Source organism: Rhodococcus sp. SORGH_AS_0303 (genome assembly GCF_030819335.1).
Taxonomy (GTDB): domain Bacteria; phylum Actinomycetota; class Actinomycetes; order Mycobacteriales; family Mycobacteriaceae; genus Rhodococcoides.
Window position 1 is genome coordinate 995,144 of sequence record NZ_JAUTBO010000001.1, and the last position, 14,196, is coordinate 1,009,339.

General features: G+C 66.3%; 18 protein-coding genes and 1 pseudogene. 16 read left to right on the forward strand and 3 right to left on the reverse strand.

The features are described from left to right. The first annotated feature begins 107 nt into the window (after positions 1 to 107). The 5 genes from rplN to QE449_RS04670 all read left to right on the forward strand — a co-directional run bounded on the left by rplN (position 108) and on the right by QE449_RS04670 (position 3,274). On the forward strand, positions 108 to 476 hold the full coding sequence (gene rplN, locus QE449_RS04650) for a 50S ribosomal protein L14 (RefSeq protein ID WP_027504662.1): 369 nt from the start codon (positions 108 to 110) through the stop codon (positions 474 to 476). Position 477: 1 nt separating this feature from the next. Further along, on the forward strand, positions 478 to 792 hold the full coding sequence (gene rplX, locus QE449_RS04655; protein ID WP_027504663.1) for a 50S ribosomal protein L24: 315 nt from the start codon (positions 478 to 480) through the stop codon (positions 790 to 792). After that, positions 792 to 1,358 (forward strand): 50S ribosomal protein L5, encoded by a 567-nt coding sequence (rplE, locus tag QE449_RS04660; RefSeq protein WP_027504664.1) that lies wholly within the window; start codon positions 792 to 794, stop codon positions 1,356 to 1,358. Before rplX ends, rplE begins: the two co-directional genes overlap by 1 nt. A 4-nt stretch (positions 1,359 to 1,362) precedes the next feature. Beyond that, positions 1,363 to 1,548, forward strand: a complete 186-nt coding sequence (locus QE449_RS04665; RefSeq protein ID WP_027504665.1) for a type Z 30S ribosomal protein S14 — start codon at positions 1,363 to 1,365, stop codon at positions 1,546 to 1,548. 211 nt (positions 1,549 to 1,759) lie between these two features. Continuing rightward, complete coding sequence (locus tag QE449_RS04670; RefSeq protein WP_051613170.1) at positions 1,760 to 3,274, forward strand: APC family permease; 1,515 nt, start codon at positions 1,760 to 1,762, stop codon at positions 3,272 to 3,274. Between the two features lie 71 nt (positions 3,275 to 3,345). Here QE449_RS04670 and QE449_RS04675 read toward each other — a convergent pair whose 3' ends face one another. Then, positions 3,346 to 3,831, reverse strand: a complete 486-nt coding sequence (locus QE449_RS04675) for a hypothetical protein (RefSeq protein ID WP_056441854.1) — start codon at positions 3,829 to 3,831, stop codon at positions 3,346 to 3,348. 688 nt (positions 3,832 to 4,519) lie between these two features. On the opposite strand from QE449_RS04675, the gene rpsH reads away from it, so the two are divergent. From rpsH to map, 9 genes and pseudogenes are all read left to right on the forward strand, one after another. Beyond that, positions 4,520 to 4,918: a 30S ribosomal protein S8 gene (gene rpsH, locus QE449_RS04680; RefSeq protein WP_027504667.1), complete on the forward strand. Its 399-nt coding sequence runs from the start codon at positions 4,520 to 4,522 to the stop codon at positions 4,916 to 4,918. A 14-nt stretch (positions 4,919 to 4,932) separates the two neighbouring features. Beyond that, positions 4,933 to 5,472: a 50S ribosomal protein L6 gene (gene rplF, locus QE449_RS04685; protein ID WP_027504668.1), complete on the forward strand. Its 540-nt coding sequence runs from the start codon at positions 4,933 to 4,935 to the stop codon at positions 5,470 to 5,472. Further along, positions 5,472 to 5,894, forward strand: coding sequence for a 50S ribosomal protein L18 (gene rplR, locus QE449_RS04690; protein WP_037184745.1), 423 nt, complete (start codon positions 5,472 to 5,474; stop codon positions 5,892 to 5,894). The genes rplF and rplR overlap by 1 nt, the downstream gene beginning before the upstream one ends. 46 nt (positions 5,895 to 5,940) lie before the next feature. After that, positions 5,941 to 6,613: pseudogene (gene rpsE, locus QE449_RS04695) on the forward strand (30S ribosomal protein S5). Continuing rightward, positions 6,606 to 6,791, forward strand: coding sequence for a 50S ribosomal protein L30 (gene rpmD / locus QE449_RS04700; RefSeq protein ID WP_027504671.1), 186 nt, complete (start codon positions 6,606 to 6,608; stop codon positions 6,789 to 6,791). The pseudogene rpsE and the gene rpmD overlap by 8 nt, the downstream one beginning before the upstream one ends. Continuing rightward, a complete protein-coding gene (gene rplO, locus QE449_RS04705; protein WP_027504672.1) occupies positions 6,788 to 7,231 on the forward strand; it encodes a 50S ribosomal protein L15 in 444 nt (147 codons plus the stop codon). Before rpmD ends, rplO begins: the two co-directional genes overlap by 4 nt. Positions 7,232 to 7,451: 220 nt before the next feature. Further along, the gene (gene secY, locus QE449_RS04710; RefSeq protein WP_027504673.1) at positions 7,452 to 8,774 is read left to right on the forward strand and encodes a preprotein translocase subunit SecY; all 1,323 of its coding nucleotides are present in this window, start codon (positions 7,452 to 7,454) and stop codon (positions 8,772 to 8,774) included. Then, positions 8,771 to 9,328, forward strand: coding sequence for an adenylate kinase (locus QE449_RS04715; protein WP_204868926.1), 558 nt, complete (start codon positions 8,771 to 8,773; stop codon positions 9,326 to 9,328). Before secY ends, QE449_RS04715 begins: the two co-directional genes overlap by 4 nt. A gap of 3 nt (positions 9,329 to 9,331) precedes the next feature. Beyond that, the gene (gene map, locus QE449_RS04720; RefSeq protein WP_027504675.1) at positions 9,332 to 10,126 is read left to right on the forward strand and encodes a type I methionyl aminopeptidase; all 795 of its coding nucleotides are present in this window, start codon (positions 9,332 to 9,334) and stop codon (positions 10,124 to 10,126) included. A gap of 28 nt (positions 10,127 to 10,154) precedes the next feature. On the opposite strand, the gene QE449_RS04725 is transcribed toward map, so the two are convergent. Next, positions 10,155 to 11,174, reverse strand: coding sequence for a glutathione S-transferase family protein (locus tag QE449_RS04725; RefSeq protein ID WP_222639397.1), 1,020 nt, complete (start codon positions 11,172 to 11,174; stop codon positions 10,155 to 10,157). Between the two features lie 9 nt (positions 11,175 to 11,183). Further along, a complete protein-coding gene (locus QE449_RS04730; RefSeq protein WP_307108305.1) occupies positions 11,184 to 11,900 on the reverse strand; it encodes a GNAT family N-acetyltransferase in 717 nt (238 codons plus the stop codon). A gap of 81 nt (positions 11,901 to 11,981) precedes the next feature. Between QE449_RS04730 and QE449_RS04735 the strand changes: the two genes are divergently transcribed. Together QE449_RS04735 and QE449_RS04740 are read left to right on the forward strand one after the other, a co-directional pair. Further along, on the forward strand, positions 11,982 to 12,572 hold the full coding sequence (locus QE449_RS04735) for a PadR family transcriptional regulator (protein ID WP_285184409.1): 591 nt from the start codon (positions 11,982 to 11,984) through the stop codon (positions 12,570 to 12,572). After that, the gene (locus QE449_RS04740) at positions 12,569 to 14,092 is read left to right on the forward strand and encodes a DHA2 family efflux MFS transporter permease subunit (protein ID WP_307108306.1); all 1,524 of its coding nucleotides are present in this window, start codon (positions 12,569 to 12,571) and stop codon (positions 14,090 to 14,092) included. The genes QE449_RS04735 and QE449_RS04740 overlap by 4 nt, the downstream gene beginning before the upstream one ends. Positions 14,093 to 14,196: the final 104 nt, after the last annotated feature.

Sequence of the window (14,196 nt, forward strand, 5' to 3'; positions counted from 1 at the left end):
CACTAGAGCGGTTGCCCGTGGTAGACGCATGCGTCGGCCAGGGCCACAGACCGCGCGCGTCGGGTCGGTATCCGCCGCGTACGTACATCCAGGTCACTAGGAGACCCATGATTCAGCAGGAGTCGCGGCTTCGCGTCGCCGACAACACGGGTGCCAAGGAAATCTTGTGCATTCGCGTTCTCGGTGGCTCGTCACGCCGTTACGCCGGGATCGGCGACGTCATCGTCGCCACCGTCAAGGACGCGATCCCCGGTGGAAACATCAAGAAGGGCGAGGTCGTCAAGGCCGTCATCGTCCGCACCACGAAGGAGCGTCGCCGCGCCGACGGTTCGTACATCAAGTTCGACGAGAACGCTGCCGTTCTCATCAAGCCTGACAACGATCCCCGCGGTACCCGCATCTTCGGCCCGGTCGGCCGCGAGCTGCGTGAGAAGAAGTTCATGCGCATCGTGTCGCTGGCTCCGGAGGTGTTGTGAGATGAAGGTGCACAAGGGCGACACGGTTCTCGTCATCTCCGGTAAGGACAAGGGAGCGAAGGGCAAGGTCATCACGGCCTACCCCGAGACCTCCAAGGTCCTCGTCGAGGGCGTCAACCGCATCAAGAAGCACACCGCTGTCTCGGCCAACGAGCGCGGCGCCTCCTCGGGCGGCATCGTCACGCAGGAAGCCCCCATTCACGTTTCCAACGTCGCGGTCATCGACTCGGACGGCAACCCCACCCGCGTGGGCTACCGCACCGACGACAACGGCAAGCGCGTTCGGATTTCCCGTAAGAACGGGAAGGACATCTGATGACGACCACCGAGAACAAGATCGTTCCGCGCCTGAAGACTCGCTACCGCGAGGAGATCAAGGACGCGCTGAACACCGAGTTCGAGTACGCCAACGTCATGCAGATCCCCGGCATCGTCAAGGTCGTCGTCAACATGGGTGTCGGCGACGCCGCCCGTGACGCGAAGCTGATCAACGGTGCGGTCGCAGACCTCGCCGCGATCACCGGCCAGAAGCCCGAGATCCGCAAGGCCCGCAAGTCCATCGCGCAGTTCAAGCTCCGCGAGGGCATGCCCATCGGCGCGCGCGTCACGCTGCGCGGCGACCGTATGTGGGAGTTCCTGGACCGTCTCGTGTCCATCGCGCTTCCCCGCATCAGGGACTTCCGTGGCCTGTCGGGCACGCAGTTCGACGGCAACGGCAACTACACGTTCGGCCTGAACGAGCAGTCGATGTTCCACGAGATCGACGTCGACAAGATCGATCGCCCTCGCGGCATGGACATCACCGTCGTCACGACGGCCACCAACAACGACGAAGGCCGCGCGCTGCTCAAGCACCTCGGCTTCCCGTTCAAGGAGAACTGAGCGTATGGCTAAGAAGGCACTGGTCAACAAGGCCAACAAGAAGCCGAAGTTCGCGGTTCGCGCGTACACCCGCTGCCAGCGTTGCGGCCGTCCGCACTCCGTGTTCCGCAAGTTCGGCCTCTGCCGTATCTGCGTGCGCGAGATGGCGCACCGCGGCGAGCTCCCCGGAGTGCACAAGTCTTCCTGGTGAGACAAGCCTCCTGGTGATCTGATCACCTGACACACCCCGACAGGCCCGAGCCATCACGGCTCGGGCCTGTCGGCGTTCACGGATGCAGTGCGTCGAGGAATGTCGCGCGGTCCGAACGGTCTGTTCCTCTCTGCGTGTCTCCCGCCGTATGCCTCGCGCCGGCGCCTCACCGGGCCTAGTGTTGCGCGACGGGGGAGCGAGCGGAGGAATCATGACTCAGACCGCGGAGACCGAGACCTCGGCCACGCCGGAACTCAAGCGGGTCCTCGGACCCGGACTGCTGTTGCTCTTCATCGTCGGCGACATCCTGGGCGCCGGCGTCTACGCCGTGACAGGCGACATGATCGCCAATGTCGGCGGAATGGCGTGGCTGCCGTTCATCCTCGCCTTCGTCGTGGCGACGCTGACCGCGTTCTCGTACCTCGAGCTGGTGTGCAAGTACCCGCAGGCCGCCGGCGCCGCGCTGTACACGCACAAGGCCTTCGGCATCCATTTCGCGACGTTCCTCGTCGCGTTCGCCGTCATCTGCTCCGGCATCACCAGCGCCTCGACGTCCTCGAACGTGGTGGCGGGCAACCTGTTGGCCGGCCTGCACGAGACCTTCAGTACCGAGGACGGCATCGGGTGGTTCGACGTACCCACCGGCGACACAGCGCAATTGGTGGTCGCACTGGCCTTCATGCTGCTGCTGGCGGCGATCAATCTGCGCGGTGTCGGCGAGTCGGTCAAGTTCAACGTGATCCTGACGATCATCGAGATGGCAGCGCTCGCCATCGTCATCGCGATCGGCTTCGTCGCGGTGGGAAGTGGTAGCGCCGAGGGCGACATCGCCAATCTGGTCGTGTTCGACGACGCCAACGAGAAGGGCTGGTTCCTCGCCGTCACCGTCGCGACCACCATTGCTTTCTTTGCGATGGTCGGCTTCGAGGACTCGGTGAACATGGTCGAGGAGACCAAGGAGCCCGAGAAGATCTTCCCGAAGATGATGCTCTCCGGACTCGGCATCGCCTGCCTCATCTACGTTCTCGTCGTCGTGGCCGTGATCGCGGTCCTGCCGCTGGACTACGACTCCGGCAGCGAGGGCATCCTGCTCCACGTCGTGCGACTCGGCGCACCGGGACTGCCGATCGACGAAATCTTCCCGTACCTGACGGTGTTCGCCGTCGCCAACACCGCGCTGATCAACATGCTGATGGCGAGTCGGTTGATCTACGGCCTCGGGCGTCAGCGCATCCTGCCCAAGTCGCTGAGCGCTGTTCTGCCGACGCGTCGCTCGCCGTGGGCGGCCATCATGTTCTCCACCGTCATGGCACTGGTGCTGATCGTGGTGGTCAACCAGCTGCAGGGGAACTCGGTCGTCAGCGCTCTGTCCGGAACGACCGGGCTGCTGCTGCTCTGCGTGTTCGCGGTGGTCAACGTCGCCAACCTGGTGCTCAAGCGTAAGAAGGAGACGACGGGCTTCAGTGCACCGCTGTGGGTTCCGGTGACGGGCGGCACGCTGTGCCTGTTCCTCGTCGGACCGTGGGCGCGGACCGATGCGCAGATGATCCAGTACCGCATCGCCGGCGCGATGCTGCTCCTCGGTGTGGCGCTGTGGGTGGTGACGTTCTTCGTCAACCGTGCCACGCAGGGCAAGTCGCGCTTCATCGACGTGGATGCGCTCGACCGCGACGAGAAGGCGAATCTCGGTGACCGGGTGCGTGATCGGGGAGACGGCAAGGACTGAGCGGCGGGATCGACCCGCCCACGAGACGAGCCCCGGACCTCCCTGAGGACCGGGGCTCGCGCCGTCGAACGTCAGCTCTCGAAGATGTCCAACGGCAGAGAGCCACCGCCACCGACAGGTGGGACGACAGGCGGGAGGCTGCCCTCCGGAAGCACTGTGACGGGGAGGTCGACGAGCGTGTCGACCGATGTGCCGCCGTCGTCACAGCTCACCGCGACGCTGTAGAGCCCGGCCTCGAGTCCGTCGATGACGACGGTGCCGACGGCGGGAGCGATCGGCAGGAATGGCGTGACGGGGCCCGAGGCGCTCGCCGTGTTGGTCTCGTCACCCACTTCGGTCGCGGTGACGGTGCAGTCCACCGCGCCCGTGAAGGCGAGAGCGGGTGTCACGGTCACCAGCGTGCTGATCGATTCGACGCCGGGCGTGGGTACCGCGACGACGGCGAGCACCGCCGCCGACGCCGTTCCCGACCCTGCCAACAGCGCCGCAGCAGCTGCCGCTCCCACCATTCCGACCTTGCCGAATGTGCGTACACCGGTCTTCACATCGTCCTCCATCACTCGTCGTGCGCGATAAACGTTGTGAATGGACACTAAAAGACTGAACGAGAATGGCGGGGCGAAACGGACCAATCGGTCATCGAACTTGGTTCCCCGGCTGAACCCGACCGATGTCGCGGTGAACCGTTCGGGCCGGCGCAGGGCACCGTGCACACCTCCCGTGAGGCTCACACCTGTTCCGGCAGGCCGGAGGGGGTGTTCGCTCACCGCAACCTGTGTGCACACCCCCTGCAGCACCGGCGAGTGCCACACCGGCACCTCACGCCGCACCCGGCCGACACCACCGCCGCGCACTCGTTCCGTGATGCGCACACCCCTCGCCGCAGGCTGCAGAGGGTGTCCGCCCACCGGAACCGGTGCGCACACCCCTGCAGTACCGGCACCACCGGCCCTACCTGCACCGATTTGGTCCCCGCAGGTCACTCCCTTACACTTGACCGGTTGCCCGGGTACCGTCATGCCTGCATACGACCCGAGCTACTCAGGTTTCTTGCCATGATGCTCGAAACACCCGCCAGTGCTCACGTCTGCACTGGCAGGAGCGCAACCCCTGACCGGCAACAGTCGGTCAGGACAGAACACTTCGCTGTAGGCCCACGACGGGACGAGTCAGGCCCTGCTACCAGGGCACCAGCTCGCACGTGCTGCATGGGAACCGCTGCGAGAAAGGGCCATGAACTCTGTCATGACCATGACCGACCCGATCGCAGACTTCTTGACGCGTCTGCGCAACGCCAATTCGGCGTACCACGATCAGGTGAAGCTGCCTCACTCGAAGATCAAGGCGAACATCGCCGAGATCCTCAAGCGTGAGGGCTACATCTCCGAGTACCGCACCGAGGACGCCGAGGTGGGCAAGACCCTCATCGTCGACCTCAAGTACGGCCCCAGCCGCGAGCGCAGCCTCGCCGGTGTGCGTCGGGTGTCCAAGCCCGGACTGCGTGTGTACGCAAAATCCACCAATCTGCCCAAGGTGCTCGGCGGCCTCGGCGTGGCGATCATCTCCACGTCCACCGGCCTGCTGACCGATCGCCAGGCGGCCAATCAGGGCGTCGGCGGCGAAGTCCTCGCGTACGTCTGGTAAGGGAGGCCACCACTATGTCGCGTATCGGAAAGCTTCCTGTGACAGTTCCCGCCGGAGTCGATGTCACCATCGCCGGCCAGGATGTCACCGTCAAGGGACCCAAGGGCACCTTGAGTCTCACCATCGCCGAGCCGATCACCATCGCCAAGAACGATGACGGATCCCTCTCGGTCAACCGGCCGGACGACGAGCGTCGTAGCCGCTCGCTCCACGGCCTCTCGCGCACTCTCGTCGCGAACCTCATCACGGGTGTGACCACCGGTTACACCACGAAGATGGAGATTCACGGCGTCGGTTACCGCGTGGCACTGAAGGGCAGCGACCTCGAGTTCGCTCTCGGCTACAGCCACCCGGTGCCGATCACGGCGCCCGACGGCATCACCTTCGCGGTCGAGACGCCCACCCGATTCTCGGTCTCGGGTATCGACAAGCAGAAGGTCGGCCAGATCTCTGCCAACATCCGTCGTCTCCGTCGTCCCGACCCGTACAAGGGCAAGGGCGTTCGGTACGAGGGTGAGCAGATCCGCCGCAAGGTCGGAAAGACAGGTAAGTGATGAGCAACTCCGCAGCAACGAAGGGTTCCGACGCGAACCCGAAGCGCATCCCGCTGGGCAAGGACGCCTCCACGCGTCGTCGCCTGTCCAAGACGCGCCGCCACTTCCGTCTTCGCAAGAAGGTCTCCGGAACCGCCGAGCGTCCCCGTCTGGTCGTCAACCGTTCCTCGCGTCACCTGCACGCACAGCTGATCGACGATCTGACCGGCCGCACTCTCGCGTCCGCGTCCAGCATCGAGGCCGATGTGCGCGCGACCGAGGGCGACAAGAAGGCCCGTGGCGCGAAGGTCGGCGCTCTCATCGCCGAGCGTGCCAAGGCGGCCGGCATCGAGGCAGTGGTCTTCGACCGCGGTGGCCACGGTTACGCCGGACGCATCGCGGCACTCGCCGATGCAGCTCGCGAAGGCGGGCTGACGTTCTGATGACCAACGCAGCGAAGATTCAGCTCACCAACGGAAGGACAGCCTGATGCCGGGACGTCAACGGCGTGACGGCGGCAGCGGACCCGCCGGAGCCAACGCAGGACCCAATGCAGGCGGAGGTGACAACCGCGGCGGAGACAACCGTGGAGGTCGCGACCGTCGCGACTCGCGGGGCGGCAACGCTCCCGAGAAGAACAACCTCGAGCGCGTCGTCGCGATCAACCGCGTCTCCAAGGTCGTGAAGGGTGGTCGTCGCTTCAGCTTCACCGCCCTCGTGATCGTCGGAGACGGCAACGGTCTGGTCGGCGTCGGCTACGGCAAGGCCAAGGAAGTTCCGGCCGCCATTCAGAAGGGTGTCGAGGAGGCTCGCAAGAGCTTCTTCCGCGTCCCGCTGATCGGTAGCACGATCACGCACCCCGTCCAGGGTGAGGCTGCGGCCGGTGTGGTCATGCTGCGCCCGGCAAGCCACCGGTACCGGTGTCATCGCCGGTGGCGCGGTGCGTGCCGTGCTCGAGTGTGCAGGTGTTCACGACATCCTCGCGAAGTCGCTGGGTAGCGACAACGCGATCAACGTCGTGCACGCCACCGTTGCGGCTCTCAAGAGCCTGCAGCGTCCGGAAGAGGTCGCGGCTCGTCGTGGTCTGCCGATCGAGGACGTCGCTCCCGCCGGCATGCTGCGCGCTCGCGCCCAGGCAGCAGCAGGAGCAGCTCATGGCTGACCTCAGAGTGACCCAGATCAAGAGCACCATCGGTCAGAAGAAGAACCAGCGTGACAGCATTCGCACGCTGGGCCTCAAGAAGATCCGCCAGTCGGTGATTCGCGAGGACACCCCGCAGACCCGCGGGCTGATCAACGTGGTGCGTCACCTCGTCGTCGTTGAGGAGGTCACCAAGTGACCATCAAATTGCATCATCTTCGCCCCGCACCGGGTTCGAAGAGCGCGAAGATTCGCGTCGGTCGCGGTGAAGGCGGAAAGCGCGGCAAGACCGCAGGTCGTGGCACCAAGGGCACGGGCGCTCGTAAGAACGTCCCGGCCGGCTTCGAGGGTGGCCAGATGCCGATCCACATGCGGCTGCCGAAGCTCAAGGGCTTCACCAACCGCAACCGGGTCGAGTACCAGGTCGTGAACCTGGTCGACATCGAGCGACTGTTCCCCGAGGGTGGCGAGATCTCCAAGGACGATCTGGTCGCCAAGGGTGCGGTGCGCAAGAACCGTCTCGTCAAGATCCTCGGCGACGGCGACCTGTCGGTGAAGGTGTCCATCACCGCCGACAAGTTCACCGGCAGTGCCAAGGAAAAGATCAACGCAGCCGGCGGATCCGTCACCGAGTTGTGAGTTCGGCGGCCCGCCCACTCGACGAGTGAGCGGGCCTCCGGCAGTACGGACCGATGGCCGTGGTACGACTCTCGTGCTGCGGCCATCGGCCGTTCGGTGCCACGGTGAGTGGTTGTCCGGCTCGGCCCGGGCTGCGCACTCCGCGGCGCTGTTAGAGTTCGACGGGGTGCCAGTGCGCCCCGACCATCTCCCTCGTTAGTCACCCCGTCCAGGAGGATCGTTGCTTTCCGCCTTTGTGTCGGCCCTCAGGACACCTGACCTGAGACGGAAGATCCTCTTCACTCTCGGCCTCATCGCTCTGTACCGCTTCGGCGCGACGCTGCCGTCGCCCGGTGTCGACTACGGCAACGTCCGTCAGTGCATCGACCAGGTGTCGGGCGGCGACTCCGCCGGCATCTACTCGCTGATCAACCTGTTCTCGGGCGGCGCTCTGCTGCAGCTGTCCGTGTTCGCGATCGGCATCATGCCCTTCATCACCGCGAGCATCATCGTCCAGCTCCTCACCGTGGTCATCCCGCGGTTCGAGGAACTCCGCAAGGAGGGCCAGGCCGGCCAGGCGAAGATGACGCAGTACACGCGCTATCTCTCCATCGCGCTGGCGATCCTGCAGGCCACGGGTCTCGTCGCGCTCGCCTCGCGCGGGCAGCTGCTCCAGGGCTGCAACCTCGACATCATCGCGGACTCGTCCATCTTCGGACTGGTCACCATCGTGCTGGTCATGACCGCGGGTGCTGCCCTGGTCATGTGGTTCGGCGAGCTCATCACCGAGCGCGGCGTCGGCAACGGCATGTCGCTGCTCATCTTCGCGGGCATCGCCTCGCGCATCCCGTCCGAGGGCAAGTCGATTCTCGACAGCCGCGGCGGCATCGTCTTCGCGCTCGTCTGCCTCGCCGCTCTCGCCATCATCATCGGCGTCGTCTTCGTCGAGCAGGGCCAGCGCCGCATCCCGGTGCAGTACGCCAAGCGCATGGTCGGCCGCCGCATGTACGGCGGCTCGTCCACCTACCTGCCGCTGAAGGTCAACCAGGCCGGTGTCATCCCGGTGATCTTCGCGTCGTCGCTGCTGTACCTCCCCAATCTCATCGCCCAGCTGACCAATGCCAGCACGGCGGCGGATCCGAGTTGGTGGCAACGCGCCATCAACACGTATCTGGTGAACCCGGCGAACCCGGTGTACATCGCGATCTACTTCGGCCTCATCGTCTTCTTCACCTATTTTTACGTCGCCATCACGTTCAACCCCGAGGAACGTGCCGACGAGATGAAGAAGTACGGCGGATTCATCCCGGGCATCAGGCCGGGACGTCCGACGGCCGACTACCTCAATTTCGTTCTCAGTCGCATCACGCTGCCCGGTGCCATCTACCTCGGCACCATCGCTGTGCTTCCCAACCTGTTCCTCGACATCGGTAACTCCGGTGGCGCCCAGAACCTGCCCTTCGGCGGAACCGCGGTGCTCATCATGGTGAGCGTGGGACTCGACACGGTGAAGCAGATCGAAAGCCAGCTGATGCAGCGCAACTACGAAGGGTTCCTCAAGTGAGACTCGTCCTCCTCGGTCCTCCCGGAGCAGGCAAAGGTACGCAGGCGACGCTGCTGTCGGAGAAGCTGGGAATTCCCCACGTCTCGACGGGCGATCTCTTCCGCGCGAACATCGGCCAGAAGACGCCCCTGGGCATCGAGGCCAAGAAGTACCTCGACGCGGGCGACCTGGTTCCGAGTGCGCTGACCGTGGACATGGTGCGCGACCGTCTGGCCGAGCCCGACGCCACCAACGGCTTCATTCTCGACGGCTTCCCGCGATCGACCGATCAGGCAGACTCCCTCGCCTCCATCCTCGAGGACGCGGGCACGACGCTCGACGCCGTCGTCTCCTTCGTCATCGACGAGGACGTCGTGGTCGAGCGCATGCTCGCCCGTGGGCGGGAGGACGACAAGGAGAGCGTCATCCGGAATCGGATGAAGGTCTACCGCGACGAGACGGCTCCGCTGCTCGAGTACTACAAGGGCCACGGTCGCCTCGTGACCGTCGACGCCGTCGGCGAGGTCGAGGACGTCAACAAGAAGGTCATCGACGCGATCCAGGGCGACGACTGACCCATGGCTTTCGGACGTAAGCGCAAGGTGGTTCCGTTCCGCAGCGCCGGTGAGCTCGATGCCATGGCTGCGGCCGGGGCCGTCGTGGGCGCCGCTCTCGTCGCGGTGCGCGACGCGGCGAAGCCCGGCGTGTCCACTCTCGAGCTCGACGCGGTGGCCGAGGCGGTGATCCGGGACGCGGGCGCTGTCCCGTCGTTCCTCGGGTACCACGGCTTCACGGGCAGCATCTGCAGCTCGATCAACGATCGCGTCGTGCACGGCATCCCGAACTCGTCCGACGTGCTCGCCGAGGGCGACCTCATCTCGATCGACTGTGGCGCCATTCTCGACGGCTGGCACGGCGACTCCGCCTGGACGTTCGGTGTCGGTGCCGTCATCGAGGCAGACGAGCAGCTGAGCGAGGCCACTCGGTTGTCGATGGAGGCCGGTATCGCCGCGATGCTCCCGGGCAACCGCCTGACCGACGTCTCGCACGCCATCGAGCAGGGCACGCTGGCCGCCTCGGCGGCGCACGGACGTACCTACGGCATCGTCGACGGCTACGGCGGCCACGGCATCGGCCGCGAGATGCACATGGAGCCGTTCCTCGCCAACGAGGGTGCGCCGGGCAAGGGCCCCGAGCTGGTGGTGGGGTCGACGCTCGCCATCGAGCCGATGCTGACACTGGGCACCCACGAGACCCGCGTGTTGGACGACGACTGGACCGTGGTCACCACGGACGGATCGCGATCCGCGCACTGGGAGCACACGGTCGCCGTCACCGAGGACGGGCCGAGGATTCTCACTCTGCGTCCCTGACGCAGATCCTTCCGACCCGTCCGGGTCGTCAGGCCCAGTGCTCGGCCGGAACCTGCTCCGACTCCTTCGGCGGCGGCGGGGGAGTGCCGTCTCCGAACGGCCTGCCGCCCAACGCTTCCCGGCCGTGTGGGCTCAACCAGCTCGACAGGTCCGGCCCCTTGGGCACGATGCCGGTCGGGTTGATGTCGGTGTGCACCTCGTAGTAGTGCGACTTGATGTGCACGAAGTCCGTGGTGTCGCCGAATCCCGGTGTCTGGAACAGGTCTCGGGCGTAGGCCCACAGCACCGGCATCTCGGAGAGCTTGCTCCGGTTGCACTTGAAGTGGCCGTGGTAGACGGGATCGAACCGCGCCAGCGTCGTGAACAGACGGACGTCGGCTTCGGTGATGGTGTCGCCCACCAGGAATCGCTGGTTCTCGAGACGGTCGCTCAGCCAGTCCAGTCGCGCGAAGAGAGCGTCGTACGCCTTCTCGTACGCGCTCTGGGAGCCGGCGAAACCGCACTTGTAGACGCCGTTGTTGACGTCGTGGAAGATCAGTTCCGCCACCTCGTCGATCTCGCCGCGCAACGCTTCCGGGTACAGGTCGGGTGCGCCCTCACGGTGGTACCGCGTCCACTCCGTCGAGAAGTCGAGCGTCATCTGCGGGTAGTCGTTGGTGACCACCTCGCCCGTCGACACCTCCACCATGGCGGGCACGGTGATCCCGCGTGGGTAGTCGGGGAAGCGCGCGAGGAACGCGTCCTGCAGACGTGGGATCTTCAGCACCGGGTCGAGGCCGTCCGGATCGAGATCGAAGGTCCAGCTCCGCTTGTCGTGGGTCGGTCCGCACACTCCCATCGAGATGGCGTCCTCGAGACCCAGGAGCCGACGCACGATGATGGCGCGGTTGGCCCACGGGCAGGCGCGGGCCACGACGAGGCGGTAACGACCGGGCTCCACCGGGTAGCGCGACGACGGATCGTCGATGATGCGGTCCTCGATGTAGTTCGTGTCGCGGTCGAAGCCGCCCTTCTCCACATAGGACGGGGTACCGCTGTCGGTGCTCATGGTCGTAACTTACCCGGGGTCGGTCAATTCCATCCCGATGTGCACTCCCAGTTCGGTGAAGCCGAGCGAGAGGCCGAACAGCCGGGCGGTCGCGTTGTCCATCGGCACCGACCACTGCGGCACGAGTCCCGCGTCGATGGCCTCGTTCGTGGCCAGCCGTGCGGCGGTCGAGCCGTACCCCCGCCGGCGTCGTGACGGCACGGTGACCGCGACGGTGTCGGCGAGGAAGCCGCGCCACTCGACGTACCCGGCAGCGGCCGCGGGGAGAGCGTCGTCCTCACCGTCGGCGTCGTCGAACACCGTGAACCACGAGTCGACGCCGACCGCGCGGATCCCGGTGGCGTCGTCGGGAGGCACCAGTGCGAGGACGCGGTCCACATCGTGCCCGTCGTGGGAGATCAGAGGGTGTTCGACGCGCACGTCGTCGCGACTGTCGTCGAGGAAGGCGAGGACCCGTGGTCCACCGCAACGACCCCGGCGCAGTCCCGCGAGCTCGGCGAGACCGTCCCGCGTCGCGAGCACGTCGTTGCCCAGTGCCTCGGCGCGGTCGAGGATGTCGCCGGGTCCGACCAGGACCGCGTGGCCGTCCAGGACGACGAACGTGAGGCGGGTCGCGTCGTCGTCGACCACGTGCAACCGCTCCGCGTCGTCGAGCGAGGCGTCGTCGGGAAGACCCAGTTCTCGCGCCCAGGCGAGACGGACGATGTCGATCTGGTGGGAGTTCATCGCCGTCCACGCTAGCGCCGCTTGTGGCGACAGTGCTCGGCGCCGTATATTCCAAGCGGAATATGGGCGAGGGGGATCGACATGGAACGCGTGACACCGCTGGCCATCGCCGTACTCGCGTGCCTGTTCGAGCGGCCGATGCACCCGTACGAGATGTATCAGCTCCTGCTCGAGCGCAAGGACGACCGACTGCTCAAGGTACGTCCGGGGTCGCTCTACCACGCGGTCGACCGCCTGGCGGAGCGTGAGCTGATCGTGGCGGTCGGCACCGAACGGGAAGGTAATCGGCCCGAGCGCACCACCTACTCGGTGACCGACTCGGGTCGGGCGGCTCTGTCGGACACCCTGCGTACTCTCCTGGCGGAACCCACGCCCGAGTACTCGCAGTTCACCCTGGCCCTGTCCGAGTCGCACAACCTCCCCGGGTCGGAGGTCGCGACACTCGTCCGTACCCGTATCGCTCTGCTGGAGAAGGATCTCGACGAGATGCGCGTCATCGATGCGATGGCCGTCGATCGCCACGTTCCCCGGCTCTTCTCCGTGGGCCTCGACTACACCCTCGCCCTGCGCGAGGCCGAACTCACCTGGCTCCGGGCCTTCGTCGACGACATCGACTCCGGACGTCTCCCCTGGCTGGACAGCATTCTCACCGAACGACAGGACCACCGATGACCAGCACCACCAGCCCGGCCGTGAAGGAGGCGTCCCCCTGGATCGCGCTCTGGACCCTGTGCCTCGGCTTCTTCATGATTCTCGTGGACACCACCATCGTCGCCGTCGCGCAGCCGGCGATCCTCGAGGGTCTGCAGACCGACATCTCGAACGTCATCTGGGTGACCAGTGCGTACCTGCTCGCGTACGCGGTACCGCTCCTCGTGACCGGCCGACTGGGCGACCGGTTCGGGCCGAAGAACCTCTACATCGGCGGGCTCGTCGTCTTCACTCTCGCCTCGCTGTGGTGTGGCGTGTCGGGGTCGATCGAGATGCTCATCGCCGCGCGCGCCGTGCAGGGCCTGGGCGCCGCGATGATCACGCCGCAGACCATGGCCGTCATCACCCGCATCTTCCCCAAGGACAAGCGCGGTGCCGCGATGGGCGCCTGGGGCGCGGTCGCCGGCGTCGCGACCCTGGTGGGTCCGCTGCTCGGTGGCGTGCTGGTCGACGCGTTCGGGTGGGAGTGGATCTTCTTCATCAACCTCCCCGTCGGTGTCGTCGCCATCGCACTGGCCGTCAAGTTCGTGCCGACGCTCCCCACCAACGACCACAAGTTCGACATCCCCGGCGTCGTGCTGTCCGCCGCCGGCCTGTTCTTCATCGTCTTCGGTCTGCAGGAGGGGCAGAAGTACGACTGGAACGGGTGGATCTGGACCTCCATCGCCGTCGGCGTGGTCGTCTTCGCCGCGTTCATCGTGTGGCAGTCGCGCAACCGCAACGAGCCTCTGGTGCCGCTTGGGTTGTTCCGCGACCGGAACTTCTCGCTCAGCAACATCGGCATCGCGGCCATGGGCTTCGCGATGACGGGCATGATGCTGCCGATCATGTTCTACGCGCAGAGCGTCACCGGACTGACGCCCACGCGTTCGGCCCTGCTGTTCGTGCCCATGGCGGTGCTCACCGGCGTGCTCGCGCCCAACGTCGGCCGTCTGGTGGACCGCGTGCACCCGCGCTACATCGCCGGCACCGGCCTGACTCTGCTCACCGTCGCCCTCGTCTGGTTCGCGATGGAGATGACACCGACCACGGCGATCGTCCGGCTCCTCATGCCCATCGCCCTGATGGGCGTGGCCAACGCGCTCATCTGGTCTCCGCTCGGTGCCACGGCCACCCGCAACCTGCCGATGTCGCAGGCCGGCGCGGGCAGCGGCGTCTACAACACCACCCGCATGATCGGGTCCGTGCTGGGCAGTGCGGGTATCGGCGTGCTGATGCAGTCCCGCATCTCTGCCGAGGTGCCGTTCGCCGGTGCGGCCGGCGCGTCGGGTGAGCTGTCCACGGGCCGGGTGCCGGCGCAGGTGGCGGAACCGTTCGCCACCGCGCTCGCCCAGTCGCTGTACCTCCCGGCCGCGGTCCTGCTGGTCGGAGCGATCGCGACGCTCTTCTACGCGCGCCCCAACTTCGGTGGGCACGGGGCTGCGGTTCCGGATCCGTCGGTCGATGCGAGTGTTCCGGCCGGGACGACGCCCGTCCGTTAGGCGGGCAGGCCGGAGGCCGGTCGGGGTAGGCGGGCAGGCCAGAGGCCGGTCGGGGTAGGCGGGCAGGCCGGAGGCCGGAGAACGAGGATGTGTGCTCACCTGGC